Annotated in this window: 20 protein-coding genes; 13 read left to right on the top strand and 7 right to left on the bottom strand. The window is 65.0% G+C overall.

Annotated features, from left to right (window positions below):
• Positions 1 to 26: 26 nt before the first annotated feature.
• The 6 genes from GZ092_RS01340 to GZ092_RS01315 all read left to right on the top strand — a co-directional run bounded on the left by GZ092_RS01340 (position 27) and on the right by GZ092_RS01315 (position 4917).
• A complete protein-coding gene (locus GZ092_RS01340) occupies positions 27 to 425 on the top strand; it encodes a group III truncated hemoglobin (RefSeq protein WP_293633812.1) in 399 nt (132 codons plus the stop codon).
• Between the two features lie 240 nt (positions 426 to 665).
• Positions 666 to 2318 (top strand): cbb3-type cytochrome c oxidase subunit I, encoded by a 1653-nt coding sequence (locus GZ092_RS01335; protein WP_293633810.1) that lies wholly within the window; start codon positions 666 to 668, stop codon positions 2316 to 2318.
• Entirely contained in the window at positions 2308 to 2910 is a 603-nt protein-coding gene (locus GZ092_RS01330) for a cbb3-type cytochrome c oxidase subunit II (RefSeq protein ID WP_293633808.1), read from the top strand. The genes GZ092_RS01335 and GZ092_RS01330 overlap by 11 nt, the downstream gene beginning before the upstream one ends.
• 15 nt (positions 2911 to 2925) lie before the next feature.
• Complete coding sequence (locus GZ092_RS01325; protein WP_293633806.1) at positions 2926 to 3534, top strand: cytochrome c; 609 nt, start codon at positions 2926 to 2928, stop codon at positions 3532 to 3534.
• A gap of 88 nt (positions 3535 to 3622) precedes the next feature.
• Positions 3623 to 4264, top strand: a complete 642-nt coding sequence (locus tag GZ092_RS01320) for an SCO family protein (RefSeq protein ID WP_293633804.1) — start codon at positions 3623 to 3625, stop codon at positions 4262 to 4264.
• The gene (locus GZ092_RS01315; RefSeq protein ID WP_293633802.1) at positions 4261 to 4917 is read left to right on the top strand and encodes a hypothetical protein; all 657 of its coding nucleotides are present in this window, start codon (positions 4261 to 4263) and stop codon (positions 4915 to 4917) included. The genes GZ092_RS01320 and GZ092_RS01315 overlap by 4 nt, the downstream gene beginning before the upstream one ends.
• On the opposite strand, the gene GZ092_RS01310 is transcribed toward GZ092_RS01315, so the two are convergent.
• Positions 4886 to 6232: a glycerate kinase gene (locus GZ092_RS01310; RefSeq protein WP_293633800.1), complete on the bottom strand. Its 1347-nt coding sequence runs from the start codon at positions 6230 to 6232 to the stop codon at positions 4886 to 4888. The two genes, GZ092_RS01315 and GZ092_RS01310, sit on opposite strands and share 32 nt — an antisense overlap.
• 86 nt (positions 6233 to 6318) lie before the next feature.
• Between GZ092_RS01310 and GZ092_RS01305 the strand changes: the two genes are divergently transcribed.
• A complete protein-coding gene (locus GZ092_RS01305; protein WP_293633798.1) occupies positions 6319 to 6651 on the top strand; it encodes an SMR family transporter in 333 nt (110 codons plus the stop codon).
• Between the two features lie 116 nt (positions 6652 to 6767).
• Here GZ092_RS01305 and xdhC read toward each other — a convergent pair whose 3' ends face one another.
• On the bottom strand, positions 6768 to 7628 hold the full coding sequence (xdhC, locus tag GZ092_RS01300; RefSeq protein ID WP_293633796.1) for a xanthine dehydrogenase accessory protein XdhC: 861 nt from the start codon (positions 7626 to 7628) through the stop codon (positions 6768 to 6770).
• Positions 7629 to 7790: 162 nt separating this feature from the next.
• On the opposite strand from xdhC, the gene GZ092_RS01295 reads away from it, so the two are divergent.
• Complete coding sequence (locus tag GZ092_RS01295) at positions 7791 to 8300, top strand: hypothetical protein (protein WP_293633795.1); 510 nt, start codon at positions 7791 to 7793, stop codon at positions 8298 to 8300.
• Between the two features lie 314 nt (positions 8301 to 8614).
• Here GZ092_RS01295 and GZ092_RS01290 read toward each other — a convergent pair whose 3' ends face one another.
• Positions 8615 to 9631 (bottom strand): tripartite tricarboxylate transporter substrate binding protein, encoded by a 1017-nt coding sequence (locus tag GZ092_RS01290; protein WP_293633793.1) that lies wholly within the window; start codon positions 9629 to 9631, stop codon positions 8615 to 8617.
• 220 nt (positions 9632 to 9851) lie between these two features.
• Between GZ092_RS01290 and GZ092_RS01285 the strand changes: the two genes are divergently transcribed.
• Positions 9852 to 12149, top strand: a complete 2298-nt coding sequence (locus GZ092_RS01285; RefSeq protein ID WP_293633791.1) for an NADP-dependent malic enzyme — start codon at positions 9852 to 9854, stop codon at positions 12147 to 12149.
• A 221-nt stretch (positions 12150 to 12370) separates the two neighbouring features.
• On the opposite strand, the gene GZ092_RS01280 is transcribed toward GZ092_RS01285, so the two are convergent.
• Positions 12371 to 12853 carry a DUF1854 domain-containing protein gene (locus GZ092_RS01280; protein ID WP_293633789.1) on the bottom strand — a complete coding sequence of 161 codons (483 nt, stop codon included), beginning with the start codon at positions 12851 to 12853 and terminating at the stop codon, positions 12371 to 12373.
• 135 nt (positions 12854 to 12988) lie between these two features.
• The gene (locus tag GZ092_RS01275) at positions 12989 to 15382 is read right to left on the bottom strand and encodes an ABC transporter transmembrane domain-containing protein (protein WP_293633787.1); all 2394 of its coding nucleotides are present in this window, start codon (positions 15380 to 15382) and stop codon (positions 12989 to 12991) included.
• Positions 15383 to 15694: 312 nt separating this feature from the next.
• Between GZ092_RS01275 and cphA (GZ092_RS01270) the strand changes: the two genes are divergently transcribed.
• From cphA (GZ092_RS01270) to GZ092_RS01255, 4 genes are all read left to right on the top strand, one after another.
• Positions 15695 to 17929 carry a cyanophycin synthetase gene (gene cphA, locus GZ092_RS01270; RefSeq protein ID WP_293633785.1) on the top strand — a complete coding sequence of 745 codons (2235 nt, stop codon included), beginning with the start codon at positions 15695 to 15697 and terminating at the stop codon, positions 17927 to 17929.
• Positions 17929 to 20520, top strand: a complete 2592-nt coding sequence (gene cphA, locus GZ092_RS01265; protein ID WP_293633783.1) for a cyanophycin synthetase — start codon at positions 17929 to 17931, stop codon at positions 20518 to 20520. The genes cphA (GZ092_RS01270) and cphA (GZ092_RS01265) overlap by 1 nt, the downstream gene beginning before the upstream one ends.
• A 180-nt stretch (positions 20521 to 20700) precedes the next feature.
• On the top strand, positions 20701 to 21531 hold the full coding sequence (locus GZ092_RS01260; RefSeq protein ID WP_293633781.1) for an urease accessory protein UreD: 831 nt from the start codon (positions 20701 to 20703) through the stop codon (positions 21529 to 21531).
• Positions 21532 to 21703: 172 nt separating this feature from the next.
• Positions 21704 to 22147: a hypothetical protein gene (locus tag GZ092_RS01255; RefSeq protein ID WP_293633779.1), complete on the top strand. Its 444-nt coding sequence runs from the start codon at positions 21704 to 21706 to the stop codon at positions 22145 to 22147.
• Between the two features lies 1 nt (position 22148).
• Here GZ092_RS01255 and GZ092_RS01250 read toward each other — a convergent pair whose 3' ends face one another.
• Positions 22149 to 24761 (bottom strand): CHASE domain-containing protein, encoded by a 2613-nt coding sequence (locus GZ092_RS01250; RefSeq protein ID WP_293633777.1) that lies wholly within the window; start codon positions 24759 to 24761, stop codon positions 22149 to 22151.
• A 168-nt stretch (positions 24762 to 24929) separates the two neighbouring features.
• Positions 24930 to 25625 (bottom strand): urea ABC transporter ATP-binding subunit UrtE, encoded by a 696-nt coding sequence (gene urtE / locus GZ092_RS01245; RefSeq protein ID WP_293633775.1) that lies wholly within the window; start codon positions 25623 to 25625, stop codon positions 24930 to 24932.
• Positions 25626 to 25758: the final 133 nt, after the last annotated feature.

The raw sequence follows: 25758 nt of genomic DNA, 5'->3' as shown, positions 1-25758 counted from the left end.
CCACCTGCTTTCCCAAGGAACCTCACATGCCATCCGCAGACTTATGCACCGAAGACGAAATCGTCCAGCTGGTATATGGCTTTTACGACCGGGTGCGCGAGGACGCGGTGCTGGGGCCTGTTTTCAACCGGCACGTGAAGGACTGGGACAAGCACCTGCCAAAAATGGTCGATTTTTGGTCATCGGCGCTGCGGGGAACCGCCCGGTTTCGCGGTGCGCCCATGCCAAAGCATGCCGCCCTGCCAGGTCTGACGATCGAGTTGTTCCAGCGCTGGCTGCTGCTGTTCGGGCAGACCACCGACGCGCTGCCGAACGCCGCCCTTGCTGCGCGCGCCAAGGACCTTGCCAAGCGCATCGCCCAAAGCCTCTGGTACGGCTACCAGATGAAGCAGGGCGCGAGTCTGCTGACAGGCGAGACGGTATGAATAAAGTTATTACGCCTGATGAAGCGCTGGCCGCTTTTTTCCTCAAAGCCAGCCCTGCGCCGGGATTCAGGCCGGACTAGCCCGCCGATGCATCGGGGGCGACATTGCCCCTCTAAACAGAAATCATATGAAAACTCAAGCCCTCACCCATCGGCCATGCTGGCGACTTAAAACCGTCATTGGCACTCTTCCTTTGCACAGCGCTAACACCAGCCAGGCGGCGCTGGCAGGAGACGCATGATGGACAGCGCCATTCTGAGCCTGCTCGGCGCTTTTTTGCTCTCGATCATCGGCCTGTTCGTCTTCATCTGGTCGTCGCGCAAAGGACTGCTGGTTGAAAATCCGGCTGCCGCTTCGGTCATTTTTGCGCGCGGCGAGATCGGCCGGATCGACGACCCGGCGCTGCCGGACGACGCAAAGAATTCGATGCAACAGGCCGCGGCGGAGCCCGGATCGCCGCTGCATGCGGCCGATGCTGACGAACTTCAGGACCGCATCACGTCCGACCAGTCGAGCGCCTTTCCGGTCTTCATGTTCATCGCCTTTGCCTGTTTCTGGCTGCTGCTCGGCTCGGTCGCCGGCCTGACCTCTTCGATCAAGCTGCATCAGCCCGACTGGCTGACCGACCAGGCGTGGCTGACCTTTGGCCGCGTTCGCACGGTCCACCTGACCGCCGTGCTTTATGGCTGGATCAGCAATGCCGCGCTGGGCATGATGCTCTGGCTGCTGCCGCGCCTGCTGCGCACGCGGCTGCATGGCGCGATCTGGGCCATGCTGGGCGGCGCGCTCATCAACATGGGCATTGCCGCCGCCATTGGCTCCATCTCGGCGGGCTGGACCGACGGCATGGAATACCTCGAGATTCCGTGGCAAATCGCCATCCTGATTTTTGTCGGTTTTGCGCTGGTGATCCTGCCGGTGCTGTTCACGCTGGTGAACCGCAAGGTCGAGCACCTGTATGTCAGCGTCTGGTACATGGTGGCGGCATTGTTGTGGATTGCGCTGCTGTTCCTGGTTGCCAAACTGCCGGGCGTGCATACCGGCGTGCAGCAGGCCACCACCAACTGGTGGTACGGGCACAACGTGCTGGGCCTGTGGTTCACACCCGTCAGTGTGGGCGCGATTTACTACTTTTTGCCGAAAATCATCGGCCGCCCGGTTCGCTCCTACAACCTCTCGATTCTGGGCTTCTGGACGCTGGCGTTCTTCTATGGACAGGTCGGCGGCCATCACCTGATTGGCGGCCCGGTGCCGGGCTGGCTGACCACACTGTCAATCGTGCAAAGCATCATGATGGTGATTCCCGTCGTGGCGTTCAGCATCAACATGGGCGGCACGCTCAAGGGGCGCATGCACCTGGCGCGCTACTCGCCGACGCTGCGCTTCATGATGTTTGGCGGCCTCATGTACTTCCTCTCCTCGGTGCAGGGCTCGATAGAGGCACTGCGAAGCGTCAACCAGATTGCGCACTTCACGCACTTCACCGTGGCCCATGCCCACCTGGGCGCTTATGCCTTTGTCACGATGGTGCTGTTCGGCGCGATCTATTTCATGATGCCGCGCGTATTGAACTGGGAATGGCCGTACCCGCGGCTGATCACGCTGCACTTCTGGCTCTCGGCGATCGGCATTTCGATCTACTTTGTGGGCCTGTCGATTGGCGGCTGGCTGCAAGGCGTGGCCATGCTGGATGCCGCCAGGCCGTTCATGGACTCGGTCACGCTGACCCTGCCTTACCTCAAATGGCGCAGCGTCGGCGGCAGCCTGATGGTGCTGGCTCACTTCGTCTTCGTCGGCCATTTCCTGGCCATGGCGCTGCGTTTTGGACCGACGCGCACCGGCGCGGCCCTCTTCTGGCAGAACAACAAACAGGAGCTTGCTCATGGACAATGAAGTCAAGCTGGTTTCCGGCGCGATGGTGGCACTGGCAGTGGCCACTGCCGCACTGGTGGTCTTGCCTTACATGGAGGTGCGCGACATCCAGCCGCCCCCCGGTCTCAAACCCTATACCAGCGCCGAGTTGCGCGGGCGGGCGGTCTACATTTCCAACGGCTGCGTCTATTGCCACAGCCAGCAGCCGCGCGACCGCAAATTCGGCCCTGATTTCGAGCGTGGCTGGGGCCGTGCTTCGGTGCCGGGCGACTACACCTACGACAAGCCGCACCTGCTGGGCAGCATGCGGACCGGACCGGATCTGTTCAACATCGGCGCGCGCCAGCCCAGCAAGGACTGGCATCTGGGCCACCTCTACCAGCCGCGCGCCTACACGCCGGGTTCCATCATGCCGTCCTACCCCTTCCTGTTTACCGTCAAGGATGCCAAGGAAGCCGAAAAAGAAGGCGAGCAGACTTTGACCTTGCCGCCCGCTTATGGCCCGAACGTCGGCCAGGTGGTGGTGCCGACGCCAGAAGCGCTTGATCTGGTGAAATACCTTTTGTCGCTGAACCACACCTATCCGGTGTTGCCGCCGGCGCCCAAACCCTGATCGCGAGGCTGAAAAATGTTCAATAAATCAGAGGCGCGCAGACCGTCCCAGCAGCGCGAAGAAGGTGACCCCTCCGAGTTCAACCGGCCGATTCCGACCCTGGTTGCGCTCATCACGCTGGCGGTGGTGATCTCTGGCGTGGCCTATATCCTGCTGTCGGAACCATTCGGCCAGCCCGATCTTGGCGACCGGCGCACCCTGGCAGACCTGCGGGCGCCGGCGGCCGGGGCGCCGGGTGCTGCGGCCAATGGCAAGCAGGTCTTCACCGTTAATTGCGTAGCTTGCCACCAGGCAACCGGCAAGGGCTTGCCCGGTGTATTTCCGCCGCTGGACGGATCCGAATGGGTGGTCGGTGATGAACGCACGGTGGCCAACATACTGCTGCATGGAATTTCCGGCGAAATCACGGTGATGGGCAACACCTACAAGGGCGCCATGCCTTCCTTCAAGCAGCTCAGCGACGCCGAACTCGCTGCAGTGGCAAGTTACATCCGCGCGGAATGGTCGAACAAGGCCGACCCCATCAAGGCCGAATCGTTTGAAGCCGAACGCAAGGCCAGTACCCGCAGCACGCCGTTTAACGGCGGGGCCGAACTCAAGGCGCTGACGGCCAAGGCATCCTGACACGTCTTGTTTTAGCAGACCGCATGTACCTCGTTCCCCTGACTACCCCCGGACCGGGCTTGATCATGGACCGGAGGCATCCCACCTGATGCTCCGGACCGCGTTCCTGAGCGTCATGCTGGCCATTGCCGCCTATGCCTGCTCGGCCTGGCTTACCCATGATTTTCAGGTCTGGACGGCAGAAGGCGCCCGGCGCCTGGAAGTCGCCCTGCAACCGATTGCCGCTCCCGCCGTGCAGATTGACGGCCCCAGTCTGAAAGCACAGCCGCTGTCGCAATTCCTGGCGGGCGGACAGTCGGTCACGCTGGTCGATTTTGTCTATACCCGCTGCCAGACCGTGTGCCTGGCGCTGGGCAGCACCTACCAGCAAATGCAGGCGACGCTGCAAGCGGCCGGTCCCGGCGATGCGGCGGCGCAGCGGGTCAAACTGCTGTCGATCAGCTTTGACGGCCAGCACGACGACCCGCAAGTGCTACAGGCTTACGCGGCACGGCTGGGCGCCGACCCGCTGCACTGGCGCTTCGTGCGCCTGCCCGATGCAAAGGAAACCCGGCGTCTGCTGGCCGATTTCCAGGTCGTGGTGGTGCCCGACGGGCGCGGCGATTTCGAGCACAACGCGGCGCTGCTGGTGGTCGATCAGCATGGCCGGCTGGTGCGTATTTTTGACTATGCGGAGCAGCAACTCGCGCTCGACTATGCGCGTGACCTGGCGAGTAAGGTTTCGCCATGAACCGGTGGCCGACATCCAGGCTCAAAGGGTCTGTGACCGCTGCGGGAATCCTGATGTGCCTGCTGGCGCTGCCGTCAGCGCGGCAATGGCTTGAGGCCAGCATGACCCGTCACATGCTGGTGCAGTTTCCCTTGCTGGCCCTGGCCGGTTTCGGGCTGGCCGCCTGCCTGCCGCAACGCTGGGTCGAGCGCATGAATGGCTGGAACGGCTACGGCATCAGCGGCCTGTTGGCCACTGCCCTGCTGCTTGCGCTCCTGATGATTCCCCGCGTGCTCGACCTCGCGCTGGTCGATGGCCGGATCGAGCTGGCCAAATTCCTGGCGCTGCTTTTTTGCGGCGCGGCGCTGCGGCTGTCGTGGCAGCCAGCCGGCTTGCTGGTGCAGGGATTTTTCCTGGGCAACGTGTTGCCGATGACGGCCGTGGTCGGCTATCTGTTTGAAAGTTCGCCGGTGCGTCTGTGCAATGCCTACCTGCTCGGCGACCAGGAAAGGCTGGGGCAAGGTCTGGTCTGGATTGCGGCAGCCGTCGGGCTGGCATGGTTTTCCCGCCTCGTGCGCACGCTGATGCGCCGGGAAGAGGCTGCAACCAGCGTGCAAGCAGCACCGGATAAAACCCGGCGGGCTACAGAATCAATATCGCCCGGAAATCATTGACATTGGTGTAAGTCGGCCCGCTGACAACCAGGTCGCCCAGCCGGTCGAAGTAGCCGTAGGCATCGTTGCGGTCCAGATACTGGTCCAGCTTCATGCCTGCGGCCAGCGCGCGCTGCAAGGTGTCGGGCGCGACGAACGCGCCGGCATTGTCTTCAACGCCGTCAATGCCGTCGGTGTCGGCCGCAAGCGCATAAACATCAGGCTGGCCTTGCAGCGCCATCGCCAGTGCCATGCAGAACTCGCCGGCGCGACCGCCGCGCCCCCGAGGCGTGCCGGGCGGCTGCTTGCGGATCGTCACCGTGGTTTCACCGCCGCTCAGGATCACGCACGGCTTTTGAAATGGCTCGCCGGTCTGCGCCACGGCGCGCGCCAGCGCGGCATGCACCTTGCCGACTTCACGCGACTCGCCTTCCATTTCGTCGCTCAAAATGTAGGCAGGCAGTCCGGCGGCGCGCGCAGCGTCGGCGGCGGCTTGCAGGCTTTGCCGGGGCGTGGCGATCAGGTGGACTTCATGGCCGTCGAACAGCGCATCGCCGGGCTTGGGGGTTTCCAGCGCGCCCTGCTCCAGCAGGCTCATGATGTCGCCGGGCACCGCGATGCCGTAGCGCTGGAGAATCGCGACGGCCTCGGCGCAACTGCTGGCGTCAGGCACGGTCGGGCCGCTGGCAATGATCGACGGGTCGTCGCCCGGCACGTCGCTGATGGTCAGCGTGACGACGCGCGCCGGCGCGCAGGCGGCAGCCAGCCGGCCACCCTTGATGCGCGACAGGTGCTTGCGAACGCAATTCATCTCGCTGATATTGGCGCCGCTGGCCAGCAATGCCTTGTTGATGGACTGCTTTTCTTCCAGGCTCAACCCTTCGGCCGGCAAGGCCAGCAGCGACGAGCCGCCGCCTGAGATCAGGCACAGCACCAGGTCGTTTTTGCTCAAGCCCTGGACCATCGCCAGGATGCGCCCGGCCGCCGCCTGTCCGGCCTCGTCGGGCACCGGATGCGAGGCCTCGACGACTTCGATGCGCCGGGGCAGGCCTTCGGAGCGCGGCGGCACATGGTGGTAGCGCGTCACGACCAGGCCTTCGAGCGGCGCATCCGCCGGCCAGAGCGCCTCGACCGCCTGCGCCATCGCGCCGCCGGCCTTGCCCGCGCCGATCACGAGGGTGCGGCCACCACTCCCTGGCGTGGGCGGCTCCGGCAAAAACCGGGCGGTGTTGGCCAGCGGCAGGGCGCGCGTGACAGCGACCTGGAACAGGTGGTCGAGAAACTGGCGCGGTTGTGCGCGCACGTCAGAAAGGGAATGAAACGATGGTGTGGTCATGAAATGGTTGCCTCCAGAGCGGATTGTGCCGCGCAGCGCAACCCTAAAATTGTCGTTTCTCTTTGAACCTTCTGAAAGCGCGGCGCATGAATGCTTATCTTGCCCTGGGCATTGCGATTGTTGCCGAGGTGATCGCCACCACCGCCCTGAAAGCCAGCGACAGCTTCACGCACGGCCTGCCTTCGGCGCTGGCCGTGGCCGGTTATGCCATCGCCTTTTTCTTTCTGAGCATCACCCTGCGGTCCATGCCGACGGGCATTGCCTACGCCATCTGGTCCGGGCTGGGCATCGTGCTGATCACCCTGGCCAGCTTCGTGATCTACCGGCAAACGATCGACCTGCCCGGCCTGCTGGGCATGGCGCTGATCATTGCCGGCGTGGTGGTGCTCAACGTGTTTTCGAAAGCGGCGGCGCATTGACGCCGAAAAGGGGGCTGGCCTGGGGCGCCGAATGTTGACGATTTCCATGACCAAATAGTGCTTTTGCGCATGCGCTTATTGCGCAAGCAGCTATTGATTGCATAGCAGTTAGTGCGTCACGCCCTGCCCGTCGGCCCGTCAAGTGTCTGCAACAACTGCGCCGCTACCGCCACGGCGATCACATCGGGTTCCTTGCCCTTGATGCCCGGAACGCCGATCGGGCAGGTGATGTGCGCCAGTTCATCCGGGCTGAAGCCGCGCGCGTCCAGCCGGCGACGAAAGGCGGCCCACTTGGTCTTGCTGCCAATCAGGCCGACAAACGGCAGGTCGGCTTGCTCGCGCTGGCGCAACAGGCAGCTGGCGACAATTTCCAGGTCTTCGGCATGGCTGAAGCTCATGATCAGCACGCGCGACTGCGGCGCCAGACCGGGGACGGCCGACTGCACCGGCTCGGAATGCTCGCAGACCACGCGCGCCGGCAGGTCCTGCGGGAAAACGCCGTCGCGGCTGTCGATCCAGCGCAGGCAGAACGGCAGCGGCACCAGTACCCGGGCCAGCGCATGGCCGACATGGCCGCCGCCGAACAGCGCCACCGGTGTCAAGGGGCTGACCAGTGTGGACGCCAGTGCCGGCAGGTCGCTGGCGCTGACGCGTTCAAACGCCAGGTGGACCACGCCGCCGCAGCACTGGCCCAGCGAAGGCCCGAGTGCAAACCGCAGGCGCAGGGAAACAACGCTTTGCGGGACGGAGGACTCGCCGGATATCGCAAGCAGTGCCCGCGCCCGTGCCATCGCCTCGAATTCCAGGTGGCCGCCGCCAATCGTGCCCACCACAGCATCGGCAAACACGCCCATCCAGGCGCCGGTTTCGCGCGGCACCGAACCCTGGGTTGAAACGACACGCACCAGCACGGCAGGCTGGCGGGCCAGCCCTGCAAAAAAGTGTTCGGCATCCTGCGCGCAATAGCTGAAAATCATGAACAAAACATCTTGAAATAAAAACCATGCGAATGAAAAAAAGCACCAGCGGTTCATGGCACAGGCTTGAGGCGCTCCAGGCCCTGAGGCCCGGTCGCCGCAGCCGCTGTGCATGATGCGCCATGCCGATTCCGGTCCGAACCACCTTACCAAAATATGCCCATGTCTGAATCCAAACCCCGCCGATTCTGGCTGCTCAGGTGGCTCTCGGGTGCCGCTGCGCTGATGGCCAGCGCCTGCAAGATGGCGCCGCCGACCCTGCCCCTTTCAGTGCCGGTCCAGCCGCCCGGTGTCGTCGGGCCGGTGCCCGGCAACCGGGGCTCGGCCCGCAATTCCTCGGCGGCATCGCCCCGGGCCTACCGTGAAGACGGCGCCAGCCACCTGTACGGGCTAAATGCCGACCGCATCTACAAGGGCCGGCTGCCGCCGCAGTTGTACGCCGTGGGGGTGATGAATGTGGAGATTGACCGGCTGGGCCGCGTGACCCGGCTGGACTGGCTGCGCGCGCCGCGCCATGCGCCCGAAGTGATGGCGGAAATCGAACGCACCATCCGGCAGGCCTCGCCCTTCCCTGCGCCTGTCCGGCTGGGCAAGGTGGTTTATACCGACACCTGGCTGTGGCACAAGAGCGGCAAGTTCCAGCTCGACACGCTGACCGAAGGGCAGGATTAGAGCCCCCACGCTCCCCACTGCGTGTGGTTCGCTGCCCTACGAGGCGGCGCTGCGCCTGCGGCCTGGCAAAGCCAGCTCCGCAGCCTCTGCTGGCTGGAGCGTCTCGCCTCCACGCTTGTCGCTTAGCGTACTGCGCTGCCCTACGAGGCGGCGCTTCGCCTGCGGCCTGGCAAAGCCAGTTCCGCGGCCCCTGCTGGTGGGTCATTGCCCCCACGCTTCCCACTTCGTGTGGTTTGCTGAGTTGGGTGGATGACCTGGCTTCGCGCACTTGGCACTTCAGGCTGCTGTTGTTACTTGATTTCCCAATCTGCGAGCTACTCGATCTTCAGGTTCTGCGTTTTCACCACGTTGCGCCAGGCGCGGTAATCGGCTTCGATGAAGTGGCCGAGCAGCGCGGGCGAGCCGGGCGCGGCTTCGACGGCGTCGGCCTTGAAGCGGGCCAGCACTTCGGGCAGTGCGACGACCCTGTTGATCGCCGCATTCAGGCTGTTGACGATGGCTGCAGGAGTGCCGGCCGGTGCCATCAGGGCAAAGTAGTTCACCACGTCAATGCCCGGCAGGCCGGCTTCCGACATGCTGGGCACGTCCGGCAGTGCGCTGGAGCGCTTGGCGCTGGTCACTGCCAGTGGCTTGACACTGCCGTTCTTGATAAACGGCAGCAAGGCCGGAATGGTGCCGGTGACCAGCTGGATCTGCCCGCCAATCATGTCCATCGTCGCCGGCGCCACGCCCCGGTAGGGAATGTGCGTGATGAAGGTGCCGGTGCGTGCCTTGAGCAGTTCGAGCACCAGGTGGTTCACGCCGCCGGCGCCGGCCGAGCCGTAATTGAGCAGGCCGGGTTGCCGCCGGGCCAGCGCGATCAGTTCCTGCATGCTGCTGGCGGGCAGCGCAGTGTTGGCCGCCCAGACCAGCGGCCCGGTGGCAATCATGCCGACCGGCGTGAACTGGCGCAGCGGGTCGTAGTGGGCGCCAGGCACCGACGCGGCCACGGTGGTGAAGGGCGACGCCGCCAGCAGCAGCGTGTAGCCGTCGGCGGGTGCTTGCGCCACATATTGCGTGCCGATGGCGCCGGAGGCGCCTGCGCGGTTGTCAACCACAAACGCCGCGTTCATGACCTCGCCAAGCTTTTGAGCCACCAGCCGCGCCATCGCATCGGTGCCCGCGCCAGGGGCAAAGGGCACGACGATGCGGACGGGGCGTTCCGGGTAAGCCGCCGAAGGCGTGGACGCGCCTTGCGCCAGCGCGGCCGGCATCCAGAGGCTGGCCGTGCTGGCGACTGACAGCACCAGCGCCTGGCGACGGCGCAGGACGGCTTTTGAATCGAGAGGCATGGTGAGGCGAAAAAAGTTGCGAGTGGCCGGATTGTCGCCTCGGTCGGTGACGACGGCATGACGGGTCCGCGTATGCAGCAGGCGCCCGGCTTGCGCTAAAAAAATCGCTTCGGACCGTCTCCAGACAACAACCCGCAACAGTCCAGCATGAAACCCCGCGCATTTGCAGTACCCTTTGCTTTTTCATCAGCACGTGTTCAACAAAAAGTCAGGAGACACCATGGACAAAGCCCTTTCCCCCGCCGAACTGGCCCTGCGCGAAGCCGCGCGCGACTACCACCGCCTGCCCACGCGCGGCAAGATTTCGGTCAATGCGACCAAGCCCCTGTCCAACCAGCGCGACCTGTCGCTGGCCTATTCGCCCGGCGTCGCCTACCCCTGCCTGGACATCCAGGCCGACCCGTCGCTGGCGCATGACTTCACCTCGCGCGGCAACCTGGTCGGCGTGATCACCAACGGCACCGCCGTGCTGGGGCTGGGCAACATCGGCCCGCTGGCCGCCAAACCGGTGATGGAAGGCAAGGGCTGCCTGTTCAAGAAATTCGCCGGCATCGACGTGTTCGACATCGAGCTGAACGAGAACGACCCCGACAAGCTGGTGGACATCATTGCCGCCATGGAGCCGACGCTGGGCGGCATCAACCTGGAAGACATCAAGGCGCCGGAGTGCTTCTACATCGAGAAAAAGCTGCGCGAGCGCATGAACATCCCTGTGTTCCATGACGACCAGCACGGCACCGCCATCATCTCGTCGGCCGCGCTGCTCAACGGCCTGGAACTGGTCGGCAAGGAGATCGGCGAGGTGCGCGTGGCGGTGTCGGGTGCGGGCGCGGCGGCGCTGGCCTGCCTGGACGTGATGGTCGGACTGGGCGTGCGTGTTGAAAACATCTTTGTCTGCGACTCCAAGGGTGTGATTTACGAAGGCCGGCCTGGCGGTTTTGACGAGTCAAAAGCGCGTTACGCACAGACTGGTGCAGAACGCAGCATGGCCGACGCGGTCAATGGCGCCGACGTGTTCCTGGGCTGCTCGGCGCCCGGCGTGTTGACGCAGGACATGGTCATGACCATGGCCAAGAGCCCCATCATCCTGGCGCTGGCCAATCCGGAGCCTGAAATCCGGCCCGAGCTGGCCAAGGCCGTGCGGCCCGACTGCATCATTGCCACCGGCCGCTCGGACTACCCGAACCAGGTCAACAACGTGCTGTGCTTCCCGTACATCTTCCGCGGCGCGCTCGACTGCGGCGCGAGCAAGATCACCGAGGAAATGAAGCTCGCCTGCGTGCGCGAGATCGCCAACCTGGCAAAGGCCGACATCAGCGAGGAAGTGGCGCGTGCGTATGCCGGGCAGGAACTGTCCTTTGGCCCCGACTACCTGATCCCGACGCCGTTCGACTCGCGGCTGATCTTGCGCATCGCCCCGGCCGTGGCCAAGGCCGCCGAGGCCTCGGGCGTGGCCACGCGGCCGATCCAGGACATGGAAGCCTACCGCCAGAGCCTGAGCCGCTTTGTCTATTCCACCGGCATGCTGATGCGTCCGGTGTTCGGCGCCGCCCGCGCCGCCACCGCCAAGCGCGTGGCCTATGCCGAGGGCGAGGACGAGCGCGTGCTGCGAGCCGCCCAGTTGGCGCTCGACGACGGCATCGCCACGCCGATCCTGATCGGCCGACCGGCCGTGATCGAGGCGCGCATCCTGAAAGCCGGCCTGCGCATGCGGCTGGGCAAGGATGTCGAATGCGTCAACCCCGAGGACGACTCGCGCTTTCGCCAGTACTGGGAAACCTACCACCGGCTGCTGGGCCGCGAAGGTATCAGCCCCGAAGCCGCCAAGGCCGCAGTGCGCCGATCAACCACCAGCATTGGCGCGCTGATGGTTCACCTGGGCGACGCCGACGCCATGCTGTGCGGCCTGCACGGGCGCTTCGACGTGCACCTGGACCATATCCGCGACATCATCGGCCTGAAGGACGGCGCGCCCGGTTTTGCCGCGCTCAATGCCTTGATGCTGCCCAAGCACACGCTGTTCATCGCCGACACCTTTGTCAACGAAGACCCGAGTGCCGAACTGCTGGCCAGCATTGCGCTGATGGCCGCCGAGGAAGTGCGGCGCTTCGGCCTGCCGCCCAAGGTGGCGTTTTTGTCGCATTCCAACTACGGCTCGTCCAAGCGGGCTTCCGCCCTGAAGATGCGGCGCGCCCGCGAGCTGTTCACCCAGATGGCCCCGGACGTCGAATGCGACGGTGAAATGCATGGCGACGCGGCCCTGTCGGAAACCATTCGCCGCAACTCGCTGATGGACACCACGCTCACGGGCGAAGCCAACATCCTGATCTGCCCCAACCTCGATGCGGCCAACATCCTGTTCAACGTGCTGAAAGTCACCGGCGGCGAAGGCATCACCATCGGGCCCATCCTGCTGGGCGCGGCTGCCACGGTGCATGTCATGACGCCCTCGGCCACGGTGCGGCGCATCCTGAACATGACGGCGCTGGCCGTGGCCAACGCGGGCGCGGGGCGCTGAGGGCCTGACTTGCTCCTTTCCCCGCTGGGGGAAGGTTGGGATGGGGGCTTGCCCGAATTTGTGCTTCAGGCCAGACCTGAACGGTCGGGTTGCGGGATTGAAGATGCGCGCATCAAACAGGCTTGTTGCGCGCGCTGCATCTTCGCTATCAGCTATTAATTCAGTAGCAAAAAATGCTGGATGTCTTGCATACCGTGATGGCCAGTCAAACGGGTTCCGCTTTAAAGAAACCGCTCCAGCAGCCGGCGCGACGCCTTGTCCAGCGCGGTCATGTCGGCAATGCTGTACTGCGCGCCTTCGCTGCCGGCAATCAGGAGGGCGCTGCCTTTGATGCGGCGAATGTCTTCCTCGCCCTTGAGCACGAAGGCCGTGTTGCCCCGGTCGGTCTCCACCGTCCAGACGCTGGGCGTGCCGAACGAGGACACGCTGACCAGCCGCCGGATTTCGGGCATGAAGTCGCGCAGTGCCAGCTCTTCGCGCAGCAGCGCCTGCGGGCCGGCCGGCACATCGGCCAGCCGCTCGATCAGGACCAGCTCATGGCCGTCGGTGCCGACCAGCGAAATGCACTCCTCGGGCGCGGCCAGCGGAAAGGCCCGCACCGGCACCACGCCGTCATGGATGTCGCCATGCGCGTCCGTGAACCACAGCCGGCCCGACGCATCGCGCCTGAGCAGGAAATCGGGGGTATAGATGAAATTGATCATGTTTCAATCCACGCCCAAGCACCGCTTGAGCGAAATCCGGAAAAGGCCATCCTTGTGCCGAATGCGTTTTGTATCCCTGAAAGGGGCGGTTTCAAACCGGAGTTTGCGGTGGGTGAAAGGTCTTTCATTCAGGCACTAACTGCTGCCGCCGGTCCGCTGGGCGGTGTGCTCCAGCTGCGACGTGGCCACTGCCACGCTGCTGGCGCGGCTGCTTTCGGCGGCGCTGCTGTCCTCGCCCTTGTCATCGACCTGGCGCGACTGCGCCTCGTACAGCCGCCAGTAGTGGCCCTGTCTGGCCATCAATTCGTCGTGCGGGCCGACTTCAACTACCTGCCCACGGTCCATCACCACCAGCCGGTCGGCCTTGCGCAGCGTAGATAAACGGTGCGCAATCGCTATCGTCGTGCGGCCCTGCACCAGGTTGTCCAGCGCCTTCTGGATTTCCTTTTCGGTCTCGGTATCGACCGACGAGGTGGCTTCGTCCATGATCAGGATGCGCGGGTCGATCAGCAAGGCGCGGGCAATCGAGATGCGCTGGCGCTCGCCGCCCGACAGGCCCTGGCCGCGCTCGCCGACCAGCGAGTCGTAGGCCTGCGGCAGCCGCAGGATGAATTCGTGCGCATGCGCGGCGCGCGCGGCGGCGACGATTTCGGCGCGGGTGGCGCCAGGCTTGCCGTAGGCAATATTCTCGGCAATCGTGCCGTAGAACAAAAACGGTTCCTGCAGCACCAGGCCGATATGGCGCCGGTAGTCGGCCACGGCAAAACGCCTTATGTCGGTGCCATCGACCTGGATGCTGCCGTCGGTCACGTCGTAAAAGCGGCACAGCAGATTGACCAGCGTGCTTTTGCCCGAGCCGCTGTGGCCGACCAGGCCGATCATTTCGCCGGGTTTTATTTCCAGGTCGAGCCCGCGAATCACCGAGCGGTTGCCGTAGCGAAAGCCCAGCCCCTTCATCTCGATGCGGCCCTGCAGCCGGTCGATCTTCACCGGCTGCGCCGGCTCCGGTACGTTGGACACATGGTCCAGGATGTCGAAGATGCGCTTGGCGCCGGCCGCCGCCTTTTGCGTCACCGAGACGATGCGGCTCATCGAGTCGAGCCGGCCGTAAAAGCGCCCGATGTAGGCAATGAAGGCGGTCAGCACGCCGACCGTGATCTGCTGCTTGGACATCAGCCAGATGCCAAAGGCCCAGACCACCAGCAGGCCCATTTCGGTCAGCAACGATACCGTGGGCGTGAACAGCGACCAGACCTTGTTCAGCCGGTCATTGACCGCCAGGTTGAGCTGGTTGACAACGCGAAAGCGCTCGGCCTCGCGTTTTTCCTGCGCAAACGCCTTGACCACCCGGATGCCGGGAATGGTGTCGGACAGCACGTTCGTCACGTCCGACCAGACGCGGTCGATCTTCTCAAAACCGGTGCGCAGCTTGTCGCGCACCACATGGATCATCCAGCCGATAAAGGGCAGCGGCACCAGCGTGGCCAGCGCCAGGTAGGGGTTGATGGAAAACAAAATGGCGGCAGTCATGCCGATCATCAGCACGTCGGTGGCGAAGTCCAGCGCGTGCAGCGACAAAAACACGCAGATGCGGTCGGTCTCCGAGCCGATGCGCGACATCAGGTCGCCGGTGCGCTTGGCGCCGAAGTAGTCCAGCGACAGCTCCAGCAGGTGGTCAAACGTGGCGGTTCGCAGGTCGGCGCCGATGCGCTCGGACACCAGCGCCAGCAGATAGGTGCGAGCCCAGTTCAGCGCCCAGCCCAGCAGAGCAGCGGCAAGCAGCGCGCCCAGGATCATCCCGACCTTGCCGGGTTCGATCTGCTGGCCGTTCTGGAACGGGATCAGGATGTCGTCCATCAGCGGAATCGTCAGGTAAGGCGGCACCAGCGTGGCGGCGGTGGACGCCAGCGTCAGCAAAAAGCCCGACAGCAACTGCCAGCGGTAGGGCCGGGCAAAGCGCCACAGCCGCAGCAGCACCCAGGTCGAGGGCGGTGTGTGGACTTCGCGGGCGCAGGCCGGGCACTCGTCACTGTCCGGCGGCAGCGGCGCATCGCATTCGGGGCACACAGGGATCTCCTGACCCGCACGGTCCAGCGCAATCGCCTTGAGCCGGGCTGCGCCGGCCTGGCGACGGGCCTGTTGCAGCGCAAACAGCCGCACCATGCGCAAGGCCTGCGGATTCGCACCCAGGGTGAAGCGCCACAGGGCCAGGCGCCGCGATGGCTCGCCCTGGACATCATGCAGTTCCAGCGTGCCGACACCGGCATGGTCGAAATGGCGCAAATCGAGTTTCTGGATGGGCTCGTCGTCAGGATTCTGCATGAACAGGCTGGACCACTTGCCGGCAGCGCTGCGCGAGAGCAGGCGGCGGTCCGTCAGGACCAGCGCGCCGGCGGCAAAATGCAGCGTCGGGTCCAGGTCAACCAGCAAGGTACACAAAACGTTCTCTTGGGTTGCCAGTTGTGACACAAGCCCTGCGAGTGCCGGGTCGTCGGAGCTGGAATCTTCCACAGGGTGCTGATGTTGCATGTTGTCTCGAATTCATTTTCCGGTCGTGACCGTCTTGCCGGTGGCAGGTCCGACACCCCCGAAGCGTACGGGCGCGGTGCGAAAGGCATTCAAAACCTGGATTTTCGCCCAAGCGGTCGGCTCCGCCCGCGAGATTGACCCCCAGGTGCCGATGGCAGGCCCAGCCCGTGTCATCCCGAATTCGCAAAGCGTCACAATGAGGCCAGCCCCATCGATCATGATTCTCTCATCCACCCCTGGCCGGCATGTCGCCGGACCGGAATCAAAACGTTGCACCGGCCCGGCCGGTTGACCTAAACAAATTTGCCAACCATGAGCAAGCTGGACGATATCAAACTGCTGCGCATCCACTACCTGCGCGGACCCAACATCTGGACCTACCGCTCGGTGCTGGAAGTGTGGCTGGACCTGGGCGCGCTGGAAGACTTTCCGAGCAACCTGCTGCCCGGCTTCAACGACCGGCTGCTGGGCCTTCTGCCGGCGCTGCTGGAGCACCACTGCGGCGTCGGCGAGCGCGGCGGCTTCCTGCAGCGCCTGAACGAAGGCACCTGGACCGGCCATGTGCTGGAACACGTGGTGATCGAGCTGCTCAACCTGTCCGACATGCCGACCGGCTTTGGCCAGACGCGCAGCACGTCCAGGCACGGTGTGTACCGCATGGTGTTCCGGGCGCGCAACGAGCAGGTGGCCCGCACCGCGCTGGCCGAGGGCCACCGGCTGCTGATGGCCGCCATCAATAACCAGCCATACACCGCCGCCGATGTGCAGGCAGCCGTACAGGCCATCCGCGACCAGATCGACGACTGCTACCTAGGCCCCAGCACGGCGGCCATCGTGGCCGCAGCCACCGACCGGGGCATTCCGCACATCCGCCTGAACGACGGCAACCTGGTGCAGCTCGGCTACGGCGCCAACCAGCGGCGCATCTGGACGGCCGAAACCGACCTGACCAGCGCCATTGGCGAAAGCATTGCCCACGACAAGGACCTGACCAAAAGCCTGCTGGCCAGCTGCGGCGTGCCGGTGCCCGAAGGCACCATCGTGAACAGCGCCGAAGAAGCCTGGGACGCGGCAGAGGATATCGGCCTGCCGGTGGTCGTCAAGCCGTCCGACGCCAACCACGGCCGGGGCGTGTCGCTGGAGCTGAACACCCGTGAAGAAGTGATGGCCGCCTTTGCAGTGGCCGAGCCCGAAGGCAGCGAGGTGATGGTCGAGCGCCATGTGCGCGGCCATGAACACCGCCTGCTGGTCGTCGGTGGCCGCGTGGTGGCGGCTGCGCGCGGCGAGGTGGCATCCATCACCGGCGACGGCCAGTCGAGCATCAAACAACTGATCGACGAACAGCTCAACACCGACCCCCGGCGCGGCCTGGGCGAGGATTTTCCGCTCAGCCGCATCGACACCGCCACCGACGGCGCCATCGTGCTCGAACTGCAGCGCCAGGGCCTGACGCCCGACGCCGTTCCCGCCGCCGGCCGCGAGGTGCTGATCCAGCGCAACGGCAACGTGGCCATCGACTGCACCGACGAGGTGCATCCTGAAGTGGACTACATCGTCTCGCTGGCCGCCCGCGTGGTGGGCCTGGACATTGCTGGCATCGACGTGGTGGCGCAGGACATCTCGCGCCCGCTGCACAGCCAGGGCGGCGCGATCGTCGAGGTCAACGCCGGCCCCGGCCTGCTGATGCACCTCAAGCCCGCGCAGGGCGCGCCCCGGCCCGTGGGCCGGGCCATCTGCGACCACCTGTTTGCGCGCCATGCCGAAACGCCGGACCACCGCAGCCAGGGCAGCGACGGGCGCATTCCCATCGTCGGCATTGCCGGACTGGGTGGCACGCAGCACATTGCGCGGCTGGTGGCCTGGCTGCTGCACCTGTCGGGTCGCTACACCGGCCTGGCCTGCCGGGACGGGCTGTTCCTGGACCAGCGCCGCGTGGAAAGCGCCGATAGCACCAGCTGGGAAGCCGGCCAGCGCCTGCTGATCAACCGGGCAGTGCAGGCGGCGGTGTTTGAAAACGGCGCCGACACCATCCTGCGCACCGGACTGGCCTACGACCGCTGCCAGGTGGGCGTGGTCACCGACCTGGGCGGCGCTGCCGGACTGGCAGAATTCGACATTTTTGACGACGCCCAGATGTTCAAGGTCCTTCGCTCACAGGTCGATGTGGTGCTGCCGGGCGGCGCTGCGGTGCTCAATGCCGCCGATGCCGGCGTGGTGGAAATGCAGCGGCTGTGCGACGGCGAAGTGATTTTCTACAGCAGCGACCCGGGCGCGGCGACCCTTGCCACGCACCGCGCCGGCAACGGCCGCGCCGTGTACGTGCGGCAGAACCAGGTCGTTCTGGCCACCGGCGGGGCGGAGTCCTTTTTGCCCGGTCTGGGCAAGCTCAGCGCCTGGTGCAAGCGCCATGCCCAAAGCGGCATCTCCGAGCCTTCGCTGCTGGCCGCCGTTGCCACGGCCTGGGCGCTCGATATTCCGCTCAACCTGATCGGCGCGGGCATCGAGGCTTTTGAATCCAACCCACTACCTGCCGGGAGGGCAGCCTGATGGAAGTTTCCCGTATCCGGGCCCTGCGCGGCCCCAACCTCTGGAGCCGCCGCACCGCCCTTGAAGCCATCGTCGCCTGCACGCCTGACGAATGCTCCATCGACCAGTTGCCCGGCTTCGAGCCGCGCCTGCGCGCCCTGTTTCCGGACATCGGCGTGCTGCGCGACACCGGCCCCGCCGGTCCGGCGTCGCTGGCGCATGTGCTTGAAGCCGCCGCGCTGGAACTGCAGGCCGCCGCCGGCTGCCCGGTCACCTTCAGCCGCACCTCGGCCACGCTGGAGCCCGGCACCTACCAGGTCGTGGTCGAGTACAGCGAAGAAGCGGTGGGCCGCCTGGCGTTCGAACTCGCCCGGGCGCTGGTGCATGCGGCCCTGCAGCAGACGCCTTTTGACCTGCAGGCAGCCATTGGCCGCCTGCAGGGCCTCGATGAAGACGAGCGCATGGGACCGAGCACCGGCGCGATTGTAGATGCCGCCGTGGCGCGTGGCATTCCCTTTCGCCGCCTGACCAAGGGCAGCATGGTGCAGTTCGGCTGGGGCTCGCGCCAGCGCCGCATCCAGGCCGCCGAACTCGACAGCACCAGCGCCGTGGCCGAATCCATCGCGCAGGACAAGGACCTGACCAAAAAGCTGCTGCGCGCCGCCGGCGTTCCGGTGCCGCTGGGCCGTCCGGCCAGCGACCCGGACGACGCCTGGGCAGCAGCACTGGAAATCGGCCTGCCGGTGGTGCTCAAGCCGCAGGACGGCAACCAGGGCAAGGGCGTGACGGTCAACATCACGACGCGCGAGCACCTCGACATCGCCTACCGCGCCGCCGCCGAGCACGGCGAGGTCATGGTTGAGCGCTTCCTGCCCGGCTGCGACTTTCGCCTGCTGGTGGTCGGCGACAGGCTGGTGGCTGCCGCCCGGCGCGAGCCGCCGCAGGTGGTCGGCGACGGCCTGCACAGCGTGCGCGAGCTGGTCGATCTGGTCAACCTCGACCCCAAGCGCGGCGCGGGCCATTCCACGTCGCTGACCAAAATCCGCTTTGACGACATCGCTGTGGCCCGGCTCGATACGCAAGGCCTCACACCCGCTTCGGTGCCGCCCAAAGGCCAGCGCGTGATTCTGCGCAACAACGCCAACCTGTCCACCGGCGGCACCGCCACCGATGTGACCGACGAGGTACATCCGGAAGTCGCCGCCCGCGCCGTGGCGGCCGCACAGATGATTGGCCTGCACATCTGCGGCGTCGATGTGGTGTGCGAGAGCATGCTGCACCCGCTGGAGGCGCAAAACGGCGGAGTGGTCGAGGTCAACGCCGCGCCCGGCCTGCGCATGCACATCTCGCCGTCTTACGGCAAGGGGCGTGCCGTGGGCGCTGCCATGGTCGACGAGATGTTTCCGGCTGGCGACAACGGCCGCATTCCGGTGATTGCCGTGACCGGCACCAACGGCAAGACCACCACCACGCGCCTGATTGCCCACCTGCTGGCGGCGCACGGCCTGCGCACCGGCATGACCAACACCGACGGCGTGTACATCAACGGCCGGCAAACCGACAGCGGCGACTGCAGTGGCCCGAAAAGCGCACGCAACGTGCTGATGCACCCGGACGTCGATGCCGCCGTGTTCGAAGTCGCGCGTGGCGGCGTGCTGCGCGAAGGGCTGGGCTTTGACCGCTGCGAAGTCGCCGTGGTCACCAACATCGGCAGCGGCGACCACCTCGGGCTGAACTACATCACCACGGTGGAAGACCTGGGGGTGCTCAAGCGCGTGATCGTGCAAAACGTCGCGCCCACCGGTTACGCGGTGCTCAACGCGGCCGACGCCATCGTCACCGAGATGGCCCGGGCCTGCCCCGGCAAGGTGATCTTTTTTGCCACCGACCGCCACCACCCGCTGATGGCAACGCACCGGGCGCAGGGCAAGCGCACGGTGTTTGTCGATGGCCCGATGCTGGTCGCCGCCGAAGGCTCGCGCGTCGAGCGCATCGCGCTGCAGGGCATTCCCATCACGCGCGGCGGCACCATCGGCTTTCAGGTCGAAAACGCCATGGCGGCGGTGGCAGCGGCCTGGGCCGTCAACCTGAGCTGGGACACGATCAGGAGCGGCCTGGCGAGTTTCGTCACTGACACCCACAATGCGCCCGGCCGCTTCAACGTGATGGATTACGCCGGTGCCACCGTGATCGCCGACTACGGCCACAACCCCGACGCCATGCTGGCGCTGGTGGGCGCCGTCAATGCCATGCCGGCCCAGCGCCGCAGCGTGGTCATCAGCGGCGCGGGCGACCGGCGCGACAGCGACATCACCGACCAGACGGTCATTCTGGGCGCGGCGTTTGACGAGGTGATCCTGTACCAGGACGCCGCCCAGCGCGGCCGGGCCGACGGCGAGGTGATGGCGCTGCTGCGCAGTGGCCTGCAAGGCGCCAGCCGCACGACGCGGATCGACGAGGTGCGCGGCGAGTTTGCCGCCATCGACGAGGCGCTGTCGCGCCTGCAGCCGGGCGACCTGTGCCTGGTGCTGGTCGATCAGGTCCAGCAAGCGCTGGACCACCTGGCGCTGCGCATCAGCGAGGCAAAAGAAAAGCTGCTGGCGCTTCCCTGAAGTCCGGGCCGGCGGCTTCAGTGCATGCCCGCGCTGAAGCCACGGCCGGCGCTGCGGCATGCCACCGGCCGAAATTTTGTATCAAACAGGTCTCTTGCGCATACTCCACGGGCATAATCAGCTATTGATTTAGTAGCAAATCGGGTGCATTTTGCTCGACTGCCGCGTTAAACTGCGGCGATGACATGGAACGCAACGCTGGCACTCGACTACACCCGACAGGCTTCAACTACCGTCGCCCATTTTCGCCACAGCGGCCCGCTGCGCATCCTGCAAAGCCTGTACCCGGAAGGCGACGTCATCTGCCACAACGTCATCGTCCATCCGCCCGGCGGGCTGGTGGGCGGCGACACGCTGGACCTGGCCTTCAGCGCCGGCACGGGCGCACATGGCCTGGTCACAACGCCCGGCGCCACGCGCTTTTACCGCTCCACCGGCGAAGCCGCATTGCAGCGCACCCGCTTGTCGCTGCAAGCCGGCGCGCGCATGGAGTGGCTGCCGCTGGAGGCGATCTGCTACAGCGGCTGCCTGGCGGAAAACCGCCTGACGATGGAACTCGCGCCCGGTGCCGAACTGATCGGCTGGGACGTGACAGCGTTCGGCCTGCCCGCAGCCAGCCTGCCGTTTGCGCACGGCCATTTCTGCCAGCACATCGAAATGCCCGGCGTGTGGCTGGAACGCGCACGCATCAACGCCAGCGACACGCTGCTGATGAACAGCCCGCTGGGTATGGCAGGCCACCGCTGCCTGGCGTCGATCTTCTTCGTGGCCGGCAGCAAGCTGGAGCGCAACCGCCGGCAGGCCGCGCTGGACGTGGCGCGGGAGGTCATCGAGGCGCATGACTTGCGCGCCACGGCAGGCGCCACCAGCCCCGATGCACAGGTGGTCGTCGTGCGGGTACTGGCGCCGCTGGTCGAGCCGGCAATGGCATTGCTCAGGCAGGTCTGGCAGGCCTGGCGCGGGCATTTCTGGCAGCTGCCGGCGTCCACGCCGCGCATCTGGTCGATGTAGGCAATGCTTTCAGGGCACAAACCGCAAGGCGATGCCCCTGCGTCTTGCTGAAGGACAGGTCCTACAGCCGATTCCGTCATAGCACGCGCCCGGCCGGCCGCATTTCCTGTCAGCCTGCAAAGCCTGGTGGTTTCACACTTCCTTACATCCATCTTTATCAGGAGTCCCGACCATGTTCACATCCCTCAAGTTCCGTTCCGTGGCGCCCTTGCAGAACAAGCGCACCGGTAAGGGTGCGCGCTGTTTTGGACTCGCCGCCCTGCTTGCCATGTCGGCAGCGACCGCCCAGGTAGCGCCTCTGGACACCACCGGCCTGGATGCCTCGGGCAAGGCCAAAAGCGAACTGGCGACCTGCAACAGCGGCAAGACCCAGCAGGACCGGGCCGCCTGCCTCAGGGAAGTGCGCAATGCGAATGCGGAAAAACGCGCAGGCACGCTGCACAATGGCGGCGACTACAGCGCCAACGCCATGCGGCGCTGCGAAGTCTTCAAGGAAAGCGAAGACGCTGCCGCCTGCCGTGCCCGTGTCCAGGCGCAGGCCCAGCTGGAAGGCAGCGTGGCCGGCGGCGGCGTGCTGCGCCAAAGCGAGACCGTGGTGCCTGCCGCGCCGCAATAAGCTACAAAACGCCTGCGACCACAGCAGCAGGAAGGCTGAAGAAAAACGTCGCGCCTTCGCCCACGGCACCCTGCGCCCAGATGCGGCCACCATGGCGGGTCACGATCCGGTGCGTGGTGGCCAGCCCTATGCCAGTGCCTGAAAACTCTCCGGGCGAATGCAGGCGCTGAAAAGTGCCAAAAAGCTTTTCGACATAAGCCATGTCAAAACCGGCACCGTTGTCACGAACGTAGAACGTCGTCATGCCCGGACCGTCTTCGGGCAATTGACCGATCCAGATTTCCGCGCTGGTTGCATGGGCCGTGAACTTCCAGGCATTTCCGATCAGGTTCTCCATCACCTGGCGCAGCAACGCGCGGTCGCCCATCGCGACCAGGCCGGACTGAACGTTGACCTTCACCATCCGGCCATCGTCCTGCTCGCCGCAGGCTTGCAGGACGGCTGCTGCCATGGCGTGCAGGTTGACGGTTTCGTTCTTCAAACTGGTGCGCGACACATGGGCCAGCGTCAGCAGGCCATCGGTGAGTTCGCCCATCTGCCTGACCCCGGCGCGGATGCGCTGCATGTAGTGTCGTGATCGTTCCGCTGTCTCGATGGCGATGGTCTTTTCAAGCAGGTGGCTGAAGCCGTCAATCGAGCGCAAAGGTGCCCGCAAATCATGCGCCACGGAATACGAGAAAGCTTCCAGCTCCTTGTTGGCGGCCTCCAGTTCGGCAGTGCGTTGCCTGACCTTGTCCTCAAGTTGCGTGTTCAGCGCGTTGATCTCGGCCTCGGCCTGCTTGCGCTTGGTCACGTCGCGCAAAAACAGGTTGTTGCACGCCTCGCCGCCTGGCGTCAGGTAATTGGTCAGCGACAGTTCACATTCAAACCGTGAGCCGTCGCCCCGGTGCATGGTGACCTCACCCCTGGCATGGCCGGACAGCAGGGCCTGCGCCACCAGGATATGAAAGCGGGAGTCATGGCTGTCCATCAGTCCGGCGCGCCCGCGCTGCCGGATCTCGTCCTGGGTCAGCCCGAACAGCTGGCAGGCCGCCGGATTGGCATACTGGATCGAGCCGTTTGGCGTGGACTGCAAAATGCCGTGAAGGCTGCTTTCGAACAGCTGGCGAAAGTTTTCTTCGCTGGTGCGCAGCGCCATTTGCGCTTCCTGCCGGTCAGAAATATCCATATGCGTTCCGGACATCAGGCCAGGCTTGCCCGCCAGGGTCCAGGTCGACACCTTGCCCCGGTCCAGCACCCATATCCAGCGGCCGTCGCGATGGCGTATCCGGTGTTCGCATTCAAAATACTGGCTTTCCCCCCGGAAATGCCGTTTCAGCGCGGCCGTTACCGCTTGCACCTCGTCAGGATGGATGCGCTCGCGCCAGTCGCTGATCTGCTGCGGGCCCAGTTGCGACAGGTCATACCCCATCATTGCTGCCCAGCGTTCGTCGAGCTGAAGCATTCCGGTCTGCACGTGCCATACCCACGTCCCCACATTGGTTCCTTCCACAATGTTGTGAAGGCGCTGGCGTTCATGCGCCAGATCAGCGGTCATCCGCTGCGCCAGCGCCAGGGCGCGTGCCCGGCCACTGCCCAGCAGCCAGATGATCAGGGCCAGCAGGCCGCTCAGCGCGCTGCCTGACAAGCCCAGCAGCCAGGGCGCCAGTGTGCCTTGCTGGGCTTCAAAGGCATCCGTGGTGCCCATGCGCAGCGTCAGCGGCCGGCCGCCGACAAGCGTGACGCGTGAGGTCTCGAACATCGGCATGGCGCCCCTGGCCAGGCTGGGAACGCCGCCGAGTTCAAACAACAGCTTGTCGGGGGTCGTACCCGCATCATCCAGACTGTCATAGACCGCAAGGCGGGTCTGGCCCCCCATCCCGGCGGTGACTTCGGCCATGATTTCCTCCACCACCACAGGCGCCAGCAAAATACCCAGCAATTCGGCTTGTCGCTGCACTACCGTGGCGGGCTGCAGTCCCTGGCGGTAGATCGGCAGAAAATATACAAATGCAGGTCGCTGGCGGTCATCCTGAACCAGCTGGGTGCGCCCGCTGAGCGTTGCCTCGCCGGTCGTGATGGCGCGATCGATCGCCTGCATGCGGACCGGGTCGTCGGCAAGATTGAGTCCCAGCGCAGCCTGGTTGGGCGCGGCAGGCTCCAAAAACTTGATGACGTACAGCTCTGACGCCGTGCCCCGGTTTTTTACCGTGAAACCGGGGCTGTCATCGCGCCGCTGCGCTGCGACAAAAGAATTCACAGTACTGGCGTTAAGCCGTTCGATAAAGCCAAAGCCGCGGATTCCGGGGTATTCGAGCCCGACGTTGCTCGACTCGACAAAGGCGCGGAACTCGGCCCGTTCCACCGAGGCGCTGGCGGCGTAAACGCCCGCTGCCCCTTTCAGGCCGGTAAAGGGCAGGTTGAGGTGATGTTTGACGTCGGCTTCGATGCGTTCGACCTGCTGCTCGAAGCGGTTCCGTGCCCTGACTTGAAGTTCTTGCTGCTGCCAGCGCAAGGCCGACGCAGTTACGCCCAAACTGACCACGAGCACCAGTGCCGTGGCCAGCCGCATCGCGCGTACATTGCCGTCGGAACTGCTTTCGCCAGCGTACAGGTAAGGGGGGAAAACTTTCATCGAGTCGAGCGCGTCGTTGAAGCGCCCTGTGGGGATAACCCGATAGTATCCCCCAGCAATCCGGTGTTTTTGCCTGGCGCCTGACAGCCAAGGTCATGGAGTTTTTGACGATCCGGTCAATCAGCACGCCCGCCAGGAAGGGCCCTTGCAGTGTCGTGCGGACTGCGTTCAGATTGCCACCAGCTGGCGCACGCCATCGGCCTGCATGTCTTTCCCCTGCCCGCGTGCAATGAACTCGCCGCGTTCCATGACCAGGTAGTCGTCGGCCAGCTCCTCGGCAAAGTCGTAGTACTGCTCGACCAGCAGGATCGCCATGTCACCCCGGTCGGCGAGCATGCGGATGACGCGGCCGATGTCCTTGATGATGCTGGGCTGGATGCCTTCGGTCGGCTCGTCGAGGATCAGCAGCCTGGGCTTGGCGGCCAGGGCGCGGGCAATGGCAAGCTGCTGCTGCTGCCCGCCCGAGAGGTCGCCGCCCCGGCGGTTGAGCATTTGCTTGAGGACCGGGAACAACTCGAACAGCTCGGCGGGAATCGGCGTGCCGGCGCTTTTGTAGGCCAGGCCCATGCGCAGGTTTTCCTCGACCGTCAGGCGGGCGAAGATTTCGCGGCCCTGTGGGACGAATCCGATGCCTGCCCTTGCCCGTTCGTAAGGGGTGTATTTCTGGATTTGCTGGCCGTTGAATTCGATGGTGCCGGTCTTGATGGGAACCAGGCCCATGAGGGATTTGAGCAGCGTGGTCTTGCCGACGCCGTTGCGGCCCAGCAGGACGGTGACTTTTCCCGGATGGGCTTCGAGGCTCACGTCGCGCAGGATGTGGGAGCCGCCGCCGTAGTATTGGTTGATGTTTTTGACTGTCAGCATGGCTGCGTCCTTGTGGCGGTTTTGAAGTGGGTGTGACTTTGCTGGGGACTGGGGCCGGGGGTTGCCCGGCGGCAACTCACTTTTCTTTGCTTCGCCAAAGAAAAGTAAGCAAAAGAAAGGCGACCCGACTGCC

This window comes from Polaromonas sp. (assembly GCF_010365105.1).
In the GTDB taxonomy this organism is placed as follows: domain Bacteria; phylum Pseudomonadota; class Gammaproteobacteria; order Burkholderiales; family Burkholderiaceae_C; genus Polaromonas.
This window is presented reverse-complemented; position numbering and strand designations above follow the sequence as displayed.

Bases quoted from the DNA above. Each gene is read 5' to 3' on its own strand.
- GZ092_RS01340 (WP_293633812.1), top strand. From the start codon at position 27: ATGCCATCCGCAGACTTATGCACCGAAGACGAAATCGTCCAGCTGGTA.
- GZ092_RS01335 (WP_293633810.1), top strand. From the start codon at position 666: ATGGACAGCGCCATTCTGAGCCTGCTCGGCGCTTTTTTGCTCTCGATC.
- GZ092_RS01260 (WP_293633781.1), top strand. From the start codon at position 20,701: ATGACATGGAACGCAACGCTGGCACTCGACTACACCCGACAGGCTTCA.
- cphA (WP_293633785.1), top strand. From the start codon at position 15,695: ATGAGCAAGCTGGACGATATCAAACTGCTGCGCATCCACTACCTGCGC.
- GZ092_RS01290 (WP_293633793.1), bottom strand. From the start codon at position 9,631: ATGCCTCTCGATTCAAAAGCCGTCCTGCGCCGTCGCCAGGCGCTGGTG.
- cphA (WP_293633783.1), top strand. From the start codon at position 17,929: ATGGAAGTTTCCCGTATCCGGGCCCTGCGCGGCCCCAACCTCTGGAGC.
- GZ092_RS01320 (WP_293633804.1), top strand. From the start codon at position 3,623: ATGCTCCGGACCGCGTTCCTGAGCGTCATGCTGGCCATTGCCGCCTAT.
- xdhC (WP_293633796.1), bottom strand. From the start codon at position 7,628: ATGATTTTCAGCTATTGCGCGCAGGATGCCGAACACTTTTTTGCAGGG.
- GZ092_RS01305 (WP_293633798.1), top strand. From the start codon at position 6,319: ATGAATGCTTATCTTGCCCTGGGCATTGCGATTGTTGCCGAGGTGATC.
- GZ092_RS01315 (WP_293633802.1), top strand. From the start codon at position 4,261: ATGAACCGGTGGCCGACATCCAGGCTCAAAGGGTCTGTGACCGCTGCG.
- GZ092_RS01285 (WP_293633791.1), top strand. From the start codon at position 9,852: ATGGACAAAGCCCTTTCCCCCGCCGAACTGGCCCTGCGCGAAGCCGCG.
- GZ092_RS01250 (WP_293633777.1), bottom strand. From the start codon at position 24,761: ATGAAAGTTTTCCCCCCTTACCTGTACGCTGGCGAAAGCAGTTCCGAC.
- GZ092_RS01275 (WP_293633787.1), bottom strand. From the start codon at position 15,382: ATGCAACATCAGCACCCTGTGGAAGATTCCAGCTCCGACGACCCGGCA.
- GZ092_RS01255 (WP_293633779.1), top strand. From the start codon at position 21,704: ATGTTCACATCCCTCAAGTTCCGTTCCGTGGCGCCCTTGCAGAACAAG.
- urtE (WP_293633775.1), bottom strand. From the start codon at position 25,625: ATGCTGACAGTCAAAAACATCAACCAATACTACGGCGGCGGCTCCCAC.
- GZ092_RS01280 (WP_293633789.1), bottom strand. From the start codon at position 12,853: ATGATCAATTTCATCTATACCCCCGATTTCCTGCTCAGGCGCGATGCG.
- GZ092_RS01310 (WP_293633800.1), bottom strand. From the start codon at position 6,232: ATGACCACACCATCGTTTCATTCCCTTTCTGACGTGCGCGCACAACCG.
- GZ092_RS01295 (WP_293633795.1), top strand. From the start codon at position 7,791: ATGTCTGAATCCAAACCCCGCCGATTCTGGCTGCTCAGGTGGCTCTCG.
- GZ092_RS01330 (WP_293633808.1), top strand. From the start codon at position 2,308: ATGGACAATGAAGTCAAGCTGGTTTCCGGCGCGATGGTGGCACTGGCA.
- GZ092_RS01325 (WP_293633806.1), top strand. From the start codon at position 2,926: ATGTTCAATAAATCAGAGGCGCGCAGACCGTCCCAGCAGCGCGAAGAA.